Genomic DNA, 17,122 nt, shown 5'->3' with positions numbered 1-17,122 from the left:
TTCGGCACGCTCGGCAGGCAATGATGGGTTTCGCTGCGCTCTACCCATCCTACAGGCCAGCGGTAAAAGCGGCTCACGCTGAGCCCCTGCGCGACCGGACAATCGATTGCGGCAGGGACGCGAGAAACAGCACAATGCAGACGCACAAGAGCACGATGTCCTTGAACAGGAACTCGCCGGCCAGATTCCAGGCCATCGGATCGGTTGAAAGGCTCCATGTCACGACGCCCGGCGTCGTGAAGAAGAATGACCATGTGATCGCGAAGGTCACGACGCCCATGAATGAACCGACCGCAGACAAGAGCGGACTGAAGCTGCCGGCCACAAGCAGCGCCGCAATCACGAATTCGGCGACACCGAGAAAATAGGCCTCTCCCCTCAGGCCGAACACCGACAGCCAGGAGATGAACGGGCTGTTGGTGATGAACTGAGCGATGCCTTGCGCGGATTGCAGCGTGAATTTCTGCATGCCGAACGAGATGAAGATGATCACCATGACCCAGCGAAGAATGGCGAGCGGACGATAAGAACCGCCACCGCTCTCGGCGACGTTGAACCCTTGCATGTGACGATGTCTCCCCGGACTGCTGGCGAACGAAGCGTTCGCTACGGGCTATACGGAGAGGAGCTTCCGGCGTTACCTGCGGCCGGCCGGTTCACAGATCACAGCTGCGTGCGGCGCGCGTCTCTTCGTGGCTTGTTCCACCATCTGGTCGTTCATCCATGGGCGCCTCTCTCGTTGCTTTCGCAGTTCCAATGCAACTCGTTCGCTGGAGTGCTTGAACGCAACCGACCTGAACAGCCGTTCAAGAAAGTTTCGTCGCTGTTCCTGCAACGGGTGATGGCGGCAGCCGTTACCCCGCGACGATGCAAACCAAGGAGGAACAGATGAGGAAGCTGACTTACGCTCTAGCAGCGCTAGCGACGCTTGCAATCGGTGCCCCCACTATCGCCAATGCAGCCGGCATCGGCGTCTATGTCGGCGGCGACAGGGATTACTATGACGGCCCGCGCGCCCGCATCTACGAGCATGACCGCGGCTGGCATCACGGCTGGTACCACCGCGATCGCGACTACGACCGCGGCTTCGTGATCCGCCGACATCATGACTGGGACGATTAGTGCGGACTAGCACGATTGAGCAAGGAGGCCCCGCTGCGGCGGGGCCTTTTGCATTGTCTTCGGACGCAGGGAGCCGCGACGGCGGCAGATGGATTTCGTCGCGCGGCAGGATGGGCTTCGCTGCGCTCCACCCATCCTGCGACGCCTTACCTGAAATACCCCAGCACGAGATCGATGTCCGAGCTGCGGGCCTCGGTCCCGGTCAGTTCGGCGTCGATGACGCGGCGGCAGGCTTCGATCGCGGCGTGGTCGCCGAGATCGTTGGCGGCTTCGAGAACGAGCCAGGCGGCGTCCACCGACGCCTTGTCCGGTGCGCCGACATCGGCGGTGACGGCCTGGTTGAGATTCTTGTTCTTGCGAACGGCGGTGCCGAATTGAGGCAACATTGCAATGACTCCCCTCTCGAATTCCGCTCAGTGAACCTGGAGCTCGGGCTGACGGCCCGCATCGGCACCCGCGCCGGACTTGCGCGACTGGTAGAACTTCAAGATGCTGCGCGAGGTCTCGATCTTGAGCCGGCCGAACTCGCGCTCATTGTCCTGGAGCTCGCGCGCCGTGATCAGATGATCCTTGGCGCCGAGGAACAGCAGCGACATCGTGGTGTCCCAGGAGAAGTCGAGCGCCTTGCACAGCACCAGCAGCATCTCGCGGTTGCGGTCCATCAGCGCGCGCTCGATCACGTCGACCGGCAGCGCCGACAGCAGCGACAGGCCGATCTGCACCTCGTCGAAGCGGTGCTGGCGCGCGTAATTCGAAATCGAGTCCTGGTTGAGGTTGCCCTGGCGGTGCTGCGTCGTCACCACGCGCTTGGCGACGAAATAGCTGCGCGAGGACGGGCCGAACTTGGACTGAAGGTCGCCGGTGACCTCGGTCACCGAGCTCTGGATCTGCGCCATCATCTCGGGACGCTCGGTCGCGAGGCGGCGGCGGACGTCCTCCGACGCCTTCGAGATCAGCTGCTGGAAGATGTGCCGCGGCACGTCCTTGCGCAGGCCAAGCTGCTCGGCGAGGATCGAATCTCCCTCGGCGCGGCGGACCATGTGCAACAGGCCGGAGCCGGAGAAGCGCGCGCCCTCGTTCCTGGCAACCGAGGTCACGACCTCCTGGTTGCCGCGCTTGACCAGCACGTCGGTCACGGCCTCGCCGATCTGCTGGCGCTGCGAGATCGCGAGCAGATGCGCCTGGCCCTTGGTCAGGGCGCTCTCGACCAGCATCTTCTCGTTGATGCGATTGGAATCGCGCAGCACGGGACCGGCGACCTCGATCTCGTCGTCGAGGGCGAGCTTCTCGATGACGTTGAGCGGGGCGTGATCGCACGCCGCCATCAGCTCGGAAAGCTGCGCGCGCGCCGCCACCTCGATCTCGTCGGCGAGCCGGCCGATGACCTCGCCGAACATGCTGATCTCGTCGTCGCTGTAGCGGCCCGTGATCAGGATGTCGGTCGCATGCCACAACGCCTTCGCACGGCTCTCGTCGGTGCCGCGCGCGATCGCGTCGTCCAGATCCTGTAGAAGCGATTTCGCCCCGTTCATCTCGATAACCCCAGTTCTTGGTTGCCCTTTGGCGCGCCGTCCTGCCCGTGCTGGCAGCACGTCGAATTCCTCTGGGAACAACGTTAGGGCCGAGATGCGAGAATTCAGTAAAATCGGCAAATCAGTTTTGCCGACCAAAATTCATTCAAATGCGAGAGAATGCGTTAACCGGCGGGTAAGGAGGGAAAGTCCTGCACGGGTGTGCCCCCTCTCCCGCTTGCGGGAGAGGGTTGGGGAGAGGGTGTCTCCGCAAAAGGGATAGCCCCCTAGAGGAGAGAGCCCTCACCCGCGCCTTTGGCGCGACCTCTCCCGCAAGCGGGAGAGGTTAAGAAAGCCCGCGGCCCGATCCCTGCGAACCAATCAGCCCCTACGGATTCGACTGTGGCGTCAGGACCAGCGGCGGCTTCGGCCTCGGCTTTGCCGGCGGCGGGCCCGGGGCCGGTCTCACCTCGATCGGTGGCGGCAGAGGTGCGACCTGCTGGCTTGCGAGCGGCGGGCTTGTAAGGGGTGGGCTTGGCACTGCGGGAGCGGCCTGCGGCGTCTTCGGCGTCGGCGCGGCCTTCGGCTTGGCCGGCGGCGCGCGACGCGGGTCGCGGCCGGGCAGCGGCACGTCGGTCAGCGACGGCTCCGGCACCGGATCGGGCGAGACCAGGGTCGGCAGCGCAGCGGTCGCCGGCGGCGGCTCGCCGCGCTCGATGGCGTCCAGCCGGCGCGTCTCGCGGTCGATGGTGCGCACGGCGAGCCAGGACGACAGCGGCGCGAGATCGATGGTGCGGCTCAGCCTGTCGGGGGGACCTGCCGCGAACAGCTGGATTTCCGGCGGCGCGCCGGAGAGCCCGGTCATGATCGGCGTCAGGCTGGCGCGGATGTCGGCCTGGTCGGCGGGAATATCGTAGCCGCCGGAGACGATGGCGCGCGCGTTCTTCGCTTCCAGCGGCGTTGCGCCGACCCGCAGCCGACCGTCGCGGATGGTGAACGGGATCTGCGCCGAGGCGACCGCGATGGGAGCTGCCGACAAGGCGGGCTCGACCAGCTGCCTCAGGCGGTTGTCGTCGCTGACCTGGCCGCCGTCGCTGGCGCGGATGGCGATCTCGAAGGCGCGCGGATTGAGACCGGATATCTCGGCGGACTCGAGCGTCACCGTGCCATTGCCGGCGAGCGCGCCGGTCAGCGCCGCGATGCTGCGCCCCTGGCTCGTCAGCGCCATCTGCACCGAGGCGCGTCCCTTCGGCAGCGCGAGATCGCGGTAGCGCAGGCTCGCCGCATCGACATTGGCAAGCTCGATGCGCGCGCTCAGCGCGAGGCCGTTGGCGCCGTTGCGCGCGTCGAAACTCGCCGACATCTCGCCGCCGCCGAGACCGCCCTTGAGACCATCGAGCGCGAGCGACTGGCCGTCGCTCCTGATGATGCCGCCGACGGGACGCAGCTCGATGCCGCCGGGCAAAGTGCCGTGCAGCGCCTGGAAGGCGATCCGGCCGCGCCAGCCACCGATGAGCCCCGCGCTGAGCGGCTCGCCCGCATCACGTCCGGCAGCACCAATGGCCATTGCGAGCGCGGGCATGAGATCGAGCGAGTCGAGGCCGACCTCGCCCTCGACGTTCCTTTCCGGGTCGAGCGTCACGGCGAGATGGCCGCGCAGATGCGAACCGGCCGCGCTGCTGTCGAGATCGTCGAAGGTCAGGCGGTTGCCGGATAGCCCGACGCGCGCGGACAGGTTGACGCTCTGCACCGATTTGTCTGCCGGGCTGGTGCCGAACAGCGGCGCCAGATTGGCATTGCGCACGCGCAAATTCACGCTGCCTTTGGGCTCCGACAGTTCGATATTGCCTTGCGCATCCGCGTCCAGCCCGCCGCCGCTGAGCTTTGCGTTCAATTGCAGCGGACGGCGCCAGGCGCCGCTGAGCTTGCCTTCGAACTGCGAAGCGCCCTCGCTTGCGGCCACCACGCGGTCGAGCCCGAGCAGCGCCAGCAAGGCGCCGGCCTGCGGCGTCGAGACTTTCGAGTCCAGCGTGAAATCGCTGCTCCGCAACTTCTCGAGATCGATGCCATTGACGGCGGCGACCGGTGTCTGCGCGGTCAGCGTCGCGCTAGCCTTGAGCTGCGGCGCGTCGAGATCGAGCACGGCGCGGGCGTTGCTGCGATCGGCATGCTCGGCGTTCTTGTCGAGGCTGAGGTCGAGCTTGAGGCGCGTCGCACCGGGCAGCGGCGGAACAGCATCGAGCCGTGCGCGCACAGCAGGCGCAAACGGCTCGATCAGCGCGGTCAGCTCGCGCAGCGAATTGGCGGAGGATGTCAGCGCGAGCTTGCCGGTGGCCCTGGTGCGATCAAAACTGCCGCTCGCTTCGGTGGTGACGCCGCCGGCCTGGCCGAACCGCAACTGCTCCAGCGACAGTGCCGCCGGGCCGTAACCGAGCTTGGCCATGAACGGCTTCAGCTCCTGGCCGGCGGAGATGGCGCGGCCGATATCGAGCGACAGCTTCGCCTCCTCCGGCCATTCGCCTTGCGGGCCGGCGAGCGCGCGCACGAAACTGGCGGCGGCATCGAGGTCGAGACGATCGGCCTTGATCTCGGCGTCGATATGCGAGCCCTTGCTCGCGCCTGTTTGCACGAACGCAACGCGGCCTTCGACGGCACCGCCCTCGATCTCCGCTTTCAGCTTGTCGACGGCGAGATGGTTGGCGGCGATGGTGACGTCGCCGGACAGGCGCAGCGGCCGCGTGCTGCGGCGGTTGATCTCGCTGCGGCCCTGGAGCCAGGCCACCAGCGTATCCGGATCGGACGACTCCACGCTGAGGCGGCCGCTGAAGCTGTCGGCGCCGGGCGTCGCACCGTTGAGCGACAGCTGCGTCATGCCGGGCGCGCGCAGTTCGAGCTTCTGGAAGGTCCACGACCGTCCGTCGGTCGAAAGCTCGGCGGCGATGTTCTGGAGCGGACGGCCGCCGAGCATGATCTGGTCGGAGTTGAACTCGATCTGCGCCGGGATCGGCGCCTGCGGGATCGCGGCCAACCCTGCGCGCAGCGCCGGCAGGATGCGCAGCGGCTCGGCATCGTCCTTGCCGGCGAGCTTGTCGGCATCGACCTGACGCGCCGACAGCACCGCGCGCAGCAGCGGCGCGGCGCCGAACCTGAGATCGCCGACGCCGCCGAGCTTGAGCGCGCTGTCCTCCGCGCCGAAGCTGGCGTCGACCTGCTCGAACTTGGCGCCGGCCGGATCGGCCTTGAGTTTTGTCGTGAGCTTCCACGGCGTCGGCCCGGCCTCGCCCGGCTTTTTGGCCGCGGGCACGGCGAGCGTCAACGCGCCGTCGAATTTCGGCTGGCGGTTGTCGAAGGCGAGCACGCCTTCGAGATCGGCCAGGATAGGACGCTCGCCGGGATCGACGTTGAGATGCAGACGCGTCGCGCTGCCGTCGGCGCTCGGGCCGGAGGAGATTCGGAACGGATAGCGCGAGCGGCCGACCGTAAAGCTGCCGTCGCCGCGCACCGAGCCGGCGGGCGAGCGGACGTCGCCGGAGAAGGCGATGTCGTTCAATTCCAGGGTCGAGCGGCTGGCGGCATCGTGCAGGGCGATGCGGCCGGTGAGATTGACCCGCTCGATCGCGAGCGAAGCGAGGTTGAAGGTGCCGCTTGCGGTCGAAGGCAGATCGACCCGCCCGCGCGCATCGAGGCCGAGATCGACCGCCATGCCATTGACAGAAAGCTCGGTGGCACGCCATTCGCCGCGCATCAGGGAGCCCAGGCTGAACTCGACGTCGAGCTTGTCGGCGCGCAGGCGGCCGAGATCGTTGTTGCCGCCGAACGTGACCGAGCGCAGCCGCAGGGTCGGCGCCGGCAACAGCCGCGCGTCGAGCTCGCCCGCGACCCGCACCGGCACGCCGATGATCCGGCTCGCCTCCGCCTCGAACTGGGGCCGGAACTGGTTCCAGTCGATGAAGTAAGGCCCGATCAGCGCGGCCAGCAGCGCAATGATGAAGGCAATCGCTAATCCGAGCAGCGTCGTCTGCACGGGTCTCCCCTCGGCCAAACCGGCCCGGGCCAAACCTGAGGGCTTCAGGCGCGCCGGAACAGCCCCTTATATAGGGCCAAGTGTGGCGAAGTCACAGCGACTGTTGCGCGCGGAGGTTAACGCGGCCCGCCCTCACCAGCTCGCCGGCAGCCGCTTCAGGCCGCGCAGCACGAAGGTCGGGCGCCATTCGGGGTTCTCGACGTCGTCGATCCGCAAGCCCGGCAGCCGCCGCAGCAGCGTCGCGATCGCGATCTCGGCCTCGATCCGCGCCAATTGAGCGCCCAGGCAGAAATGGATACCGCCGCCGAACGACAGCGGCCTGACATTGGTTCGGGTGACGTCGAGCCGGTCGGGATCGTCAGGATAGACCGCCGGGTCGCGGTTGGCCGAACCGAGCAGGCACAGCACCGATTCGCCCTTGGGGATCGTCTTGCCGCCGAGCTCGACGTCCTCCAGAGCGACGCGGGCGGTCATCTGCACTGACGAATCGTAGCGCAGGAATTCCTCGATCGCACCCACCATCAGCTCCGGCCGCGCCTTGAGCAGCGCGAGCTGGTCTGGGTTACGATGAAGTGCAAGGAGGCCGTTGCCGATCAGATTGACCGTCGTCTCGTGGCCGGCGCCGAACAGAAGGATGATGTTGGCGGTCAGCTCCTCGTTGGTGAGCTTGTTGCCGTCCTCCTCGGCCTGCACCAGCTGGGTGGTGAGATCGTCTCCGGGAGCACGGCGGCGCAGCTCGAACAGCTGCTGGAAGTACATCTGCGCCATCATGTTGGCGGCGTTGCCCTTGGCGATCTCCTCGGGCGACATCGGCACCGGATCGAGCAGCCGTCCGCCGTCGCGCGAGCTCTTGTAGAAAACCTCGCGATGGTCCTCGGGAATGCCGAGCATGTCACAGATGATGGTGACAGGCAGGCGGAAGGCAAAATCCTCGATCAGGTCCATGTGGCCGCGATCGATCACGGCATCGATGGTCTGGTCCACGATCTCCTGGATGCGCGGCCGCATGTCCTCGACGCGCCGGGCGGTGAAGGCTTTCACGACGAGGCCGCGCAGGCGGGTGTGGTCGGGCGGATCGGCCTGCAGCATCCAGTGACCCATGCTGCGGAAGATCGGCTCGTCCATGATCTGCGGGCCGTAGCGCCGCTTGGTGCGCTCGACGAAATCCTTGCCGAAGCGCTTGTCGCGCATCACGAGGCTGACGTCGGCATGGCGGCTGGTGACGAACTGGCCGAACGAGGTCACATGAATCGGATCGATCGTGCGCAGCCGGTCGTAATGCGGATAGGGATCACGGATGAAGTCCGGCGACAGCGGATTGAACAGCGGTCCCTGCCCTAAACTGCGCCTATGTCAAGAGTGAGAACCAGGCCGACCAGGGACGACACGCGCGATAAGCTGTTCGAGGCGGCCGCGCGCGTGTTCGAAGCGGACGGCATCGGCGGCGCCAGCATCAAGGCGATCGCGGCGGCGGCGGGCTTCACCCGCGGCGCGTTCTATTCGAACTTCAAGAGCAAGGACGAGTTGATCATCGCCATGCTCGAGGACCATGTCGAGCAGTCGATCCGGCGCAACATGGACATCCTCGCCCAGCACGACAATCTCGACGATTTCATCGCGGCATTGAAATCGATGGATCGCAGCAAGCAGGATCCGCTCGGCCGCTCACCCCTCCTCCACATGGAGATGATCCTGTTCGTCGCGCGCGCCGAGAAGCGCCGTCCCGAGCTTGCAAAACGGCTGCGCGCGCGGCGCAAGCTGGTTGCCGACATCGTCGAGGCGACCTTGAAGAACAAGCCGAGCGGCGGCACGCTGAATCCGCCCTGGATGGCCAGCGTCGTGCTGGCGCTCGAAGACGGCTTCCGCCTGCACCGGCTGATCGATCCCGAGACCACGCCCGCCGACAGCTTCTTGCGCGCGATCACCGATTTGCGGCGCAGGACGGGATTGGCGTCGGACTAGAATCTTCGCATGCGCTAATCCGTCGCAGTCCGGGGGAACGAACGCTTTGCCAACGCGGTCTTGAGCGGCCGCGGAACAGCGGAACGTGCTGATCTCTTCAATCACCGCGATCAGCTACGATGCCCCGCCGCCTTCGACGTCAGGGCAGCCGGCCAAGACGTACTGACGCGCGTCCGCACGCAGTTGCGAGGCATTTGCAATTAAAAGATCACAGTCGGCATTGGTGCCGTTCGCTGACACAGAATTAATTTGCCCCCTGCGCTTCCAAAACGTAACTGCCGATCAAGAGCGACGTGATCCGGCAATGGCCGGGCGAGAAGGCGCTGCAACAACAAGCAAGAAAAGCAAGCGACGCGCTACTTTTCGTCCAGGAGACATCATTGCCCGGCATCGTCCATGTCGTGGATGACGACGCATCGTATCTGACGGCCATCCAGCAACTTCTCGAGGCGAGCGGATACCGCGTCGCCACCTATGCCTCGGCGCAGCAATTGCTGGACCAGGCTCCAGACGAAAGCAAAGGCTGCATCCTTCTCGACGTCCGGATGCCGGGCCTTTCCGGACTCGAGCTACAGCAACGCCTGATGCAGCGCGGCTCGACGCTGCCCATCATCTTCCTGACCGCTTACGCAGACACCGGCACCACCGTGACGGCAATCAAGGCGGGTGCGGAAGACTTCCTCATCAAGCCTGTCGGCTCGGAAGATCTCCTGCGAGCGATCGCACGCGCGATGGCGCGGCATGGCAACGCGCGCGCTCTCGAGGGCGAAGTGGAGGCGCTTCGGCGCAGGCTATCGACGCTGACGCCGCGCCAGCGGCAGGTCTTCCAGATCATCGTGCGCGGCAAGACCAACAAGCATGCCGGGCGCGAGCTTGGGAGCTCCGAGCGGACCATCAAGGCGCATCGGCGCGCGATCATGGAAAAGTTTCAGATCCAGTCGCTGGTGGAGCTGGTCAGGATCGCCGAACGGCTCGGCGTCCTCGGCGCGACGGACGAGCCGGCGGCGGACGCATAAGGCGATCTCTGTTTGCGAGCGGAAGCGACCCGGCAGCGTGAGAGAATCAGCCGCCACTGAGCGTATGGCTGATGCGGGTGACGATCGCATCCCATTGCCGCTTCTCGACAGCCGGATAGTTGATCAGCACGCAGTGCACGTAGCGGCTTCCGAAATTGCAGCGATCGTACCAGATCTTGCCGCGCCGGGTGCTGGACACCACGAAGAAGCGCGGTGCGACGCGCTGGTAGATGATGCCGGGCGGCGGGTTCTTCCTGGCCAGAAAAGCGGCGGGTGAGCTGCCGTCGTTCGGGACGGCCTGCACCGTGAGGTCCGCACGGCCGTCGCCCGTCCGGTATTGCACGCCGTATCCGTCGGGCCGGCCGGCTTCGTCGGTGAAGACGGACGCGGGAATGTCGACGCTGGTCCCGCTCTCGGGAATGCGATAGCTGCTCAAGCTCTCCGCGCCGGCGGCAGCCGGCATCGCGCAGAGCACGATCAGGATTGCGGCGTTCTTCATCATAATGTTGCTCTTGTGCCGGTTGGTTGAACGGTAGCCGCCCGGCCGCAACAACGTCGGGAATAGCCGGACGTTCCGATCCAAAAAAGCAGCCCAGCCCGATGGGTGCTCGAAGAAACGCATCAAAGCGACGAGACGCCAGATCCTCCCCCTCGCCGACCTTCGCGTCCGTATCGTAGGGTGGGCAAAGCGAAGCGTGCCCACCATTTCTCTCGAAATCATTCATGGGTGGTGGGCACGGCGCGAGTGCGCCTTTGCCCACCCTACGATTCCGAGTTCGCGGAGATCCCCCCACGTCCCTCGCAGTAGCTCGCTTAGCGGCGGCCTTTGCCCTTGTTCGTGGGCAGGGGGCAATTGGTGCAGACGCTGTCGTCGCACATCCGGCAGATCGTGAAGCGATCCATCTCGGATGTGTCCTGCCTCGCCAGCAGTTCGTGGATCAGCGTCTCAAGCCGCTTCGTCTCTGTCGGCGACAGCACATCCAGAAGCGATGCGACGGCTGAAATCCTTGAGGTCATCAACTCGTTCCGGGTCGCCACGCCCGTGGCGGTCAGGTGCAAGGCAATCTCGCGGCCATCCTTTCCGGCACGGCGCTCGACGAGCCGATCCGAGACCAGACGGTCCACCAGGCGGACAGTGCCGGAATGCGACAGGCCGAGGATGCGCCGCAGCTTGTCGTTGGTCATGCCCTGACCGTAGCCGATGACGACAAGTGCCGCGGGCGTCTCGCCGCCACGGCCTATGACTTCGCGCGCGCCCTGCTCGATCCGATCCATGACCGCGAGCGAGAGCGCTCCCAGCAAATTCGCGATTCCGGTTTCCATGCCCGCAACAATATGTGCGCTGCGCACAAAAAACAACTTGACCAAACATGTGCGCTGCGCACATATTTGGTCGTGGGTAACGACGACGGAGAATGACGATGAATCCGAGCAGCGCTGCGCGGGCGACAGCAACGGCGAACGCCGGTGAACCCGCCCTGAAATACGTGCACGCCAATGGCGTGCGGTTCGCCTATCTCGAACAGGGGACCGGCCCCCTCGTGATGTTCCTGCACGGATTTCCCGACAACGCCTGGTCCTATCGCAAGCAGCTGCAGGTCTTCGCCGATGCCGGATATCGTGCGGTCTCGCCGTTCCTGCGGGGTTACGCGCCGACCGAGATCCCGGCGGACGACATTTTCGACCCCATCGCGCTTGGCAGGGATCTCGAAGCGCTCATTGCGGCGCTGAGCGAGGACGGACAAGCCTGCGTCGTCGGCATGGATTGGGGCGGCACGTCGACATTTCAGACGCTGGCCACGGCGCCATCGTCGATCAAGGCCGCAGTGGTGATGAACACGGCCCACCCGATCACATTCTCGAGCATCAGGCGCGATCCCGAGATCGTTCGATCCATCTTCCACGTCTACTTCTTCCAACTGATCGGCGCCGAGTCGGCGGTCAATGTCGAGGGACTTCCCTTCGTCGACTATCTCTGGAAGCTGTGGTCACCGGCATTCGACAACGAAGAGCATATTCGTTCGGTCAAGGAGACGCTCAGCTCTCCGGGCACCATGGCGGCGGCGCTCAAATATTATGGAGGCCTCACCGAAGCGAGCCGCATGGGCCGGCTGCCGATCAACGACATGCATACACCGACGCTGACGATCTATGGCAGCAACGATCCGACAGCGAAGTATTCGGTGAAGGAAGAGCGGCTGTTCAAGGGACCGCACGAACGTATCGTCCTGCCCGATGTCGGACACTTCCCGCACCTCGAGCGTGAGGCTGAAGTCACCGGGCTGATCATGGACTGGTTCAGGACGCACGCTTCCGCCTGAACGCGTGTCGCGCGCCGGACGGCGCCGCACGACCCCCTCATTCTCTCAGCAGGAGTGCACGCAATGGACCTCAAGACACAGCAGAAACACGCGGAGACGTTTGCGAGTCTTCACAGAACAGGCGATCCGCTCATTCTGTTCAACGCCTGGGACGCCGGTACCGCCAAGGCCATTGCGAAGGCGTCGCCGGCCATCGCGACCAGCAGCGGAGCAGTCGCCTCTGCGCTCGGCTACGCCGACGGAGAAAATGTCCCGCTCGACATGGTGGCTGGCCTGGTGTCGCGGATCACCGCGACTGTCCCGGTTCCGGTATCGATCGATCTGGAAGCGGGATATGGCGACACCCCGGAGGCCGCCGCGACGTCGGCGACCAAAATTCTGCGAGCCGGCGCCGTCGGCATCAACATCGAAGACGGGCTCTCCAGTGGAAAGCGCCAACTCGTCAGCCCCGAACAGCACGCCGCGAAGATCAAGGCGGTACGAAACGCCGCGCAAGATTTCGGCGTTCGTCTGTTCATCAATGCCAGGACCGATCCCTTTCTGCTGAAATTCGGATCGCCTGATGAATGCCTGAACGAAGCGGTGCGGCGCGCGAAGGTCTATGCCGAGGCCGGGGCCGACGGGATTTTCGTTCCCGGCCTCATCGACCTCGCGCTGATCGAGAAGCTGGTTCAGCTCATGCCCCTGCCGGTCAACATCATGGTGACGCAAGGTGTTCCCGAAATCCCCGATCTTACCCGCGTTGGCGTCCGGCGGGTAAGTCTTGGACCGTGGCCCATGATGGCAGCGATGCGTGTCATCGGACAGGCCGCCGCAGGGCTCGCCGCGAGCAAGCAATACGGCACGTTCCTTCAGCCGACAGCCTGAGCGAATCCTTCAGGCAGCCGCGCCCTACGCCGACCGCTTCACCGCCTCGCGTCCCGCCGCCGCAACATCGAGCCTTCCCAGCATCGCCTTCGCCTGCTCGGCGCAGTGCTCGATCAGCCAGCGCTCGAAGGCGACCGGCGCGAGGGCGGGGGCGTAGAGGAAGCCCTGGACGACATCGCAGCCGAGCTCGGCCAGCGTCCTGCGCTGGCCCTCGGTCTCGACGCCTTCGGCGACGACGGTCATGCCGAGGCCTTGGCCGACGCGCACCACGGCGGTGGCGATCGCGAGCGCACTTGCGTCCTTCTCGATGTCGCGCATGAAGCTGCGGTCGATCTTGAGCTCGCGGATCGGCAGATGGGCGAGACGGCTGAGGCTGGAATAGCCGGTGCCGAAATCGTCGAGCGAAAGCCCGACGCCGAGCTCGCGGATCGCGTTCATGGTCTCGAGCGCGGCGACGCTGTCGCGCATGAACGCGCCCTCGGTGATCTCGAGCATCAAGGCATCCGGCGGCAGACCGTATTCGGCGAGGATGTCCTTGAGCCGCGCGGCCAGCGTGACGTTGCGGAAGTTGATCGGCGACAGGTTCACCGAGACGCTGGGGATGTTGAGCCCGGCGCGGCGCCAGCTCGCCATCTGGCGGCAGGCCTCGCGCACCGACCACAAGCCGATCTGCTCGATCAGGCCGCACTCCTCGGCGAGCGGGATGAACTTTGCCGGCGAGACGTCGCCGAGCACGGCATCGTGCCAGCGCGCCAGCGCCTCGACGCCGTGAACGGCGCCATCGCAGCTGCGGATCTGCGGCTGGTAGCTGAGGCTGAGCGCGCCCTCGGCGATGGCCCTGCGCAGCGCCGCGATCAGCGCCAGCCGCTGCTCGGCGAGGCCGCTCATCTCGGCGCTGAAGATGCGATGGGTGGAGCGGCCGGCCTGCTTGGCCATGTACATGGCGGCGTCGGCCTGCTGCATCAGCGTGTCGATGTCGGTGGCGTGGTCGGGATAGAGGCTGATGCCGATGCTGGCCGACATCGGCATCAGTTTCGATCCGAGCCTCAAGGGTGCGGCCAACGCTTCCGTGATTCCCGACGCGACGCGCTCGGCGTCCTGCGCATTGCGCTGCGGCAGCAGGATGACGAATTCGTCGCCGCCGAGCCGGCCCAGCATGTCCTCGGGGCCGATATGCTCGCGCAGGCGTTGCGCGAGCTGGATCAGCAGCTCGTCGCCGGCGGCGTGACCGAGCGTGTCGTTGACGTCCTTGAAATGGTCGACGTCGAGGAAGGCGAGCGCGACATGGCCTCCGGTCGGGCAGGCATCGATCGCGGTGGTGATCAGGTGGCGGAGCTGCGCGCGGTTCGGCAGGCCGGTGAGCATGTCGTGATAGGCGAGCCGTGCGATCTCGGCGCGCGCCTCCTTGCGCTCGATCGCGAAGGCGCCGAGATTGACACAGGCATCGACGATCTGGCGGTGCCATCTGCTCGGCGCCCGCGGCTCGCGATAATAGAAGCCGAAGGTGCCGATGACCCGGCCGTCCTTGGCCTTGATCGGCGTCGACCAGCAGGCGCGCAAGCCCACTTCGAGCGGCCGCGCCTTGTAGGGCTGCCAGCGCGGATCGGCATCGATGTCGGCGACCAGAACCGGAATGCCGTAGAAAGCTCCGGTTCCGCACGTGCCGACTTCGGGGCCGATCGCGATGCCGTCGAGCGAACGGGAATAGTCATCGGGCAAGCTCGGGCCGCCCAGCGGATGGAGCAGGCCGGCGGCATCGACGTGCAGCAGCGAGCAGACGACGCCGGGCGCGATCTGCTCGACGCGGCGACACAGCCTGTCGGCGATGTCGGTGATCGGGACCTCGTCGGCCAGCGCGCTCATGATGAGCTGCTGGAGCGAGCGCAGCTGCCTGGTCTCGGTGATGTCCTCGAGCAGCGCGAAGATGTGCCTGACCCGCCCCTTCTTGTCGCGGAAGGCGTCGATGCGGGCGCTGACCCAGATCTCCTCGCCGTGCTTGTCGTAGACCAGCGTCTCGATTTCGCCGCGCGGGCCGCCGGCCATCAGGCGCTTGACGAGCTTTGCGACGCCATCGCGATCGGTGTGACAGCCGGCGATGAGCTCGCCTGCGCGGCGGCCCTCGGCCTCCTCGCTGCTGTAGCCGAACAGCGTCGCGAAGGACGAATTGACGTAGACGATGTTCTGCTCGACGTCGGTGATGATCACCGCGCGATTGGTCTGGTCGGAGACGGCGTGGAGCAGCCCGATCCTGACACGGCGTTCGGCTTCGGCGGTGACGTCGCGCGCGAACACGATGCGATCGGCCACGCCGCCGACGGTCGCGGACGACATCGAGACAAGCGCCTTGATCCGGCTGCCGTCGCGCCGCACGAGGCTGATCTCGTCGCGGAAGTCGGCAACAGGATCGGCCTGAAGGCATTTGAGCGTGAGAATGCCGGCATCGCGGCCGAGCGCCTCAGTTCGCGCGAGCTTCCAGATCCGCTCCGCCGCGTCGTTGAAATGCGTGATGCGATGCGCCGCGTCGACGATGACGATGCCATCGTCGGCGCATTCGAGCGCGGCGCGCAGCACATCCGGAATTTCGGTCACAACACAATCGGAGGCGGACATCGTCTGACCCGGCGGGATCGGGAAAATGCGACAATCAGCCCGAGATTAACGTTCCGATGGTGTCCAAGACGTTTTTGCAACCCGCCCGCGTCGCGCCGAAAATGCGACATGCTTAACGATCCGCGAAAGCGGCCCAGGTTATCTTGGTGTATCCGGAACTCTTCAGTCTGCGGTTCCTGGCCGGAGCCGGTGCAGCTGGCCGGCCACGGCCCGCACCTTGCGTGGCGCGGCCTGCCAGATCGCGAGCGCCGACAAGCCGCTCACGAGGATTGCGATGCCGAAGGCGAGTGTGTAGTCGCCGGCGCGATCGTAAAGAAACCCGGTCACCCACGGTCCCGCCGCGCCGCCGGCCAGCGCCGCCAGCATGATGGTGCCGAAGATGCTGCCTTGGTGCCTGCCCTGGAAGATCTCGAACACCACCGCGCCCATGATCGAGGTGAGGCCGTAGCCGAGCGCGCCTTGCGTGAACACCATGACGTAGACGAGCCACAGCGAGGGCTGGAACTTCAGCGCCATCAGCGCCGCGAAGCAGATCGCGAAGCCGACGCAACTGATCGCCCACACCCATTCCCGCCCGATCCGGTCGGAGACGTGGCCGAGCCATATCTGGCCGGGAATGCCGAGCAGGCTGACGATGCCGAGCGCCCACACCGCGACGAAAGGGCTGAAGCCGATATCGAGCAGGAATTTGGTCTGATGCACCTGCACCGCGTACCAGATATACAAGCCGCAGAAATAGCCGAGTGCGATCCACCAGAAGCGCGCGGTCGCAACCGCGCGCCTGAGCGTCCACTCCGTCGCGACCCAGGCGGGATCGACGACGTTCGAGATTGGCTTTGCGGCACCGGGCGCCGGCGCAGCGTCGCCATCAGGCTGCAGGCCGATATCCTCGGGGCGCTTGTGCAGCAACAGATTGATCGGCGCCAGCACGACCAGGAGCAACAGGCCCATCGCCGTACATGCGGTGCGCCAGCCGGTCTGCTCGATCATGTGCTGCACCCAGGGCAGCAGCGTCACCGAGCCGAGTCCGACGCCCGCAAAGGCGATGCCGATGGCAAAGCCGCGCGTGCGGATGAACCAGTTCGGCAGGAACAGCGATTGGCCGGAATAGCCGAGACACACACTGCCGGCGCCGACCATGACGCCGAGCGTCACGTAGAGATGCCAGGGCGCACTCGTCAGCGGCGCCAGCAGCAGCCCGCCGCCCATCAGCACCACGCCGAGCTCCATCACCGCGCGGGGACCGGCGCGGTCCATCAGCCGGCCGATCAGCGGGCTCGCGACGCCAGAGGCGACGAAGCCGAACGAGAACGCACCCGCGGTGACGCCGCGCTCCCAGCCGAACTCGGAGATGATCGGCGGAAAGAACAATGAGAAGGCGGTGCGCGCGTTGACGCCGATCGCCATGGTGACGAAGGTCACGGCGACCACGACCCAGCCATAGAAGAACGGAAGCCGCATGTTGTGTTTGTTTCATCCCTGGACAATCCTTCGGACCATCCGGGGGCGTCGGGGTCAAGTGATTTTCGCGCATGCGCGCGTTTGAGGGCCCGAAGCCTCCGCAGCGTCATGGCCGGGCTTGTCCCGGCCATCCACGTCTTGGCTATGCGGGGCGAAGAACGTGGATGCCCGGGACAAGCCCGGGCATGACGGCCTCTTGGAAATGTTCAAATGCCGCAAAGGCGCGCG

14 protein-coding genes are annotated in these 17,122 nt (G+C 65.7%); 5 read left to right on the top strand and 9 right to left on the bottom strand.

Going from position 1 to position 17,122, the window contains the following annotated elements:
* Positions 1-73: 73 nt before the first annotated feature.
* Positions 74-565 (bottom strand): DUF417 family protein, encoded by a 492-nt coding sequence (locus tag QA642_RS11520; RefSeq protein WP_283084771.1) that lies wholly within the window; start codon positions 563-565, stop codon positions 74-76.
* A 323-nt stretch (positions 566-888) separates the two neighbouring features.
* On the opposite strand from QA642_RS11520, the gene QA642_RS11515 reads away from it, so the two are divergent.
* Complete coding sequence (locus QA642_RS11515) at positions 889-1,122, top strand: hypothetical protein (RefSeq protein WP_283084770.1); 234 nt, start codon at positions 889-891, stop codon at positions 1,120-1,122.
* Between the two features lie 146 nt (positions 1,123-1,268).
* Here the strand turns inward: QA642_RS11515 and QA642_RS11510 are convergent, their stop codons facing one another.
* The 4 genes from QA642_RS11510 to QA642_RS11495 form a co-directional block, all read right to left on the bottom strand.
* A complete protein-coding gene (locus tag QA642_RS11510; RefSeq protein ID WP_283084769.1) occupies positions 1,269-1,508 on the bottom strand; it encodes a hypothetical protein in 240 nt (79 codons plus the stop codon).
* Positions 1,509-1,535: 27 nt separating this feature from the next.
* The gene (locus QA642_RS11505; RefSeq protein ID WP_283084768.1) at positions 1,536-2,654 is read right to left on the bottom strand and encodes a DUF2336 domain-containing protein; all 1,119 of its coding nucleotides are present in this window, start codon (positions 2,652-2,654) and stop codon (positions 1,536-1,538) included.
* A 367-nt stretch (positions 2,655-3,021) separates the two neighbouring features.
* The gene (locus QA642_RS11500; RefSeq protein ID WP_283084767.1) at positions 3,022-6,657 is read right to left on the bottom strand and encodes an AsmA-like C-terminal region-containing protein; all 3,636 of its coding nucleotides are present in this window, start codon (positions 6,655-6,657) and stop codon (positions 3,022-3,024) included.
* 132 nt (positions 6,658-6,789) lie between these two features.
* On the bottom strand, positions 6,790-7,983 hold the full coding sequence (locus QA642_RS11495) for a cytochrome P450 (protein WP_349253872.1): 1,194 nt from the start codon (positions 7,981-7,983) through the stop codon (positions 6,790-6,792).
* 24 nt (positions 7,984-8,007) lie between these two features.
* Between QA642_RS11495 and QA642_RS11490 the strand changes: the two genes are divergently transcribed.
* Both QA642_RS11490 and QA642_RS11485 read left to right on the top strand, forming a co-directional pair.
* Positions 8,008-8,619, top strand: a complete 612-nt coding sequence (locus QA642_RS11490; protein WP_283084765.1) for a TetR/AcrR family transcriptional regulator — start codon at positions 8,008-8,010, stop codon at positions 8,617-8,619.
* 380 nt (positions 8,620-8,999) lie between these two features.
* A complete protein-coding gene (locus QA642_RS11485) occupies positions 9,000-9,635 on the top strand; it encodes a response regulator (protein WP_283084764.1) in 636 nt (211 codons plus the stop codon).
* A gap of 46 nt (positions 9,636-9,681) precedes the next feature.
* Here QA642_RS11485 and QA642_RS11480 read toward each other — a convergent pair whose 3' ends face one another.
* The gene (locus QA642_RS11480) at positions 9,682-10,137 is read right to left on the bottom strand and encodes a hypothetical protein (RefSeq protein WP_283084763.1); all 456 of its coding nucleotides are present in this window, start codon (positions 10,135-10,137) and stop codon (positions 9,682-9,684) included.
* A 311-nt stretch (positions 10,138-10,448) separates the two neighbouring features.
* Entirely contained in the window at positions 10,449-11,003 is a 555-nt protein-coding gene (locus QA642_RS11475; protein WP_283084762.1) for a MarR family winged helix-turn-helix transcriptional regulator, read from the bottom strand.
* A 53-nt stretch (positions 11,004-11,056) separates the two neighbouring features.
* Between QA642_RS11475 and QA642_RS11470 the strand changes: the two genes are divergently transcribed.
* Both QA642_RS11470 and QA642_RS11465 read left to right on the top strand, forming a co-directional pair.
* Positions 11,057-11,956, top strand: coding sequence for an alpha/beta hydrolase (locus tag QA642_RS11470; protein WP_283084761.1), 900 nt, complete (start codon positions 11,057-11,059; stop codon positions 11,954-11,956).
* 63 nt (positions 11,957-12,019) lie between these two features.
* A complete protein-coding gene (locus tag QA642_RS11465; RefSeq protein ID WP_283084760.1) occupies positions 12,020-12,823 on the top strand; it encodes an isocitrate lyase/phosphoenolpyruvate mutase family protein in 804 nt (267 codons plus the stop codon).
* A 24-nt stretch (positions 12,824-12,847) separates the two neighbouring features.
* Here the strand turns inward: QA642_RS11465 and QA642_RS11460 are convergent, their stop codons facing one another.
* Positions 12,848-15,433, bottom strand: a complete 2,586-nt coding sequence (locus QA642_RS11460) for an EAL domain-containing protein (RefSeq protein ID WP_283084759.1) — start codon at positions 15,431-15,433, stop codon at positions 12,848-12,850.
* Positions 15,434-15,595: 162 nt separating this feature from the next.
* Positions 15,596-16,894: an MFS transporter gene (locus QA642_RS11455; protein ID WP_283084758.1), complete on the bottom strand. Its 1,299-nt coding sequence runs from the start codon at positions 16,892-16,894 to the stop codon at positions 15,596-15,598.
* Positions 16,895-17,122 lie beyond the last annotated feature (228 nt).

Source organism: Bradyrhizobium sp. CB2312 (genome assembly GCF_029714425.1).
In the GTDB taxonomy this organism is placed as follows: domain Bacteria; phylum Pseudomonadota; class Alphaproteobacteria; order Rhizobiales; family Xanthobacteraceae; genus Bradyrhizobium.
This window is presented reverse-complemented; position numbering and strand designations above follow the sequence as displayed.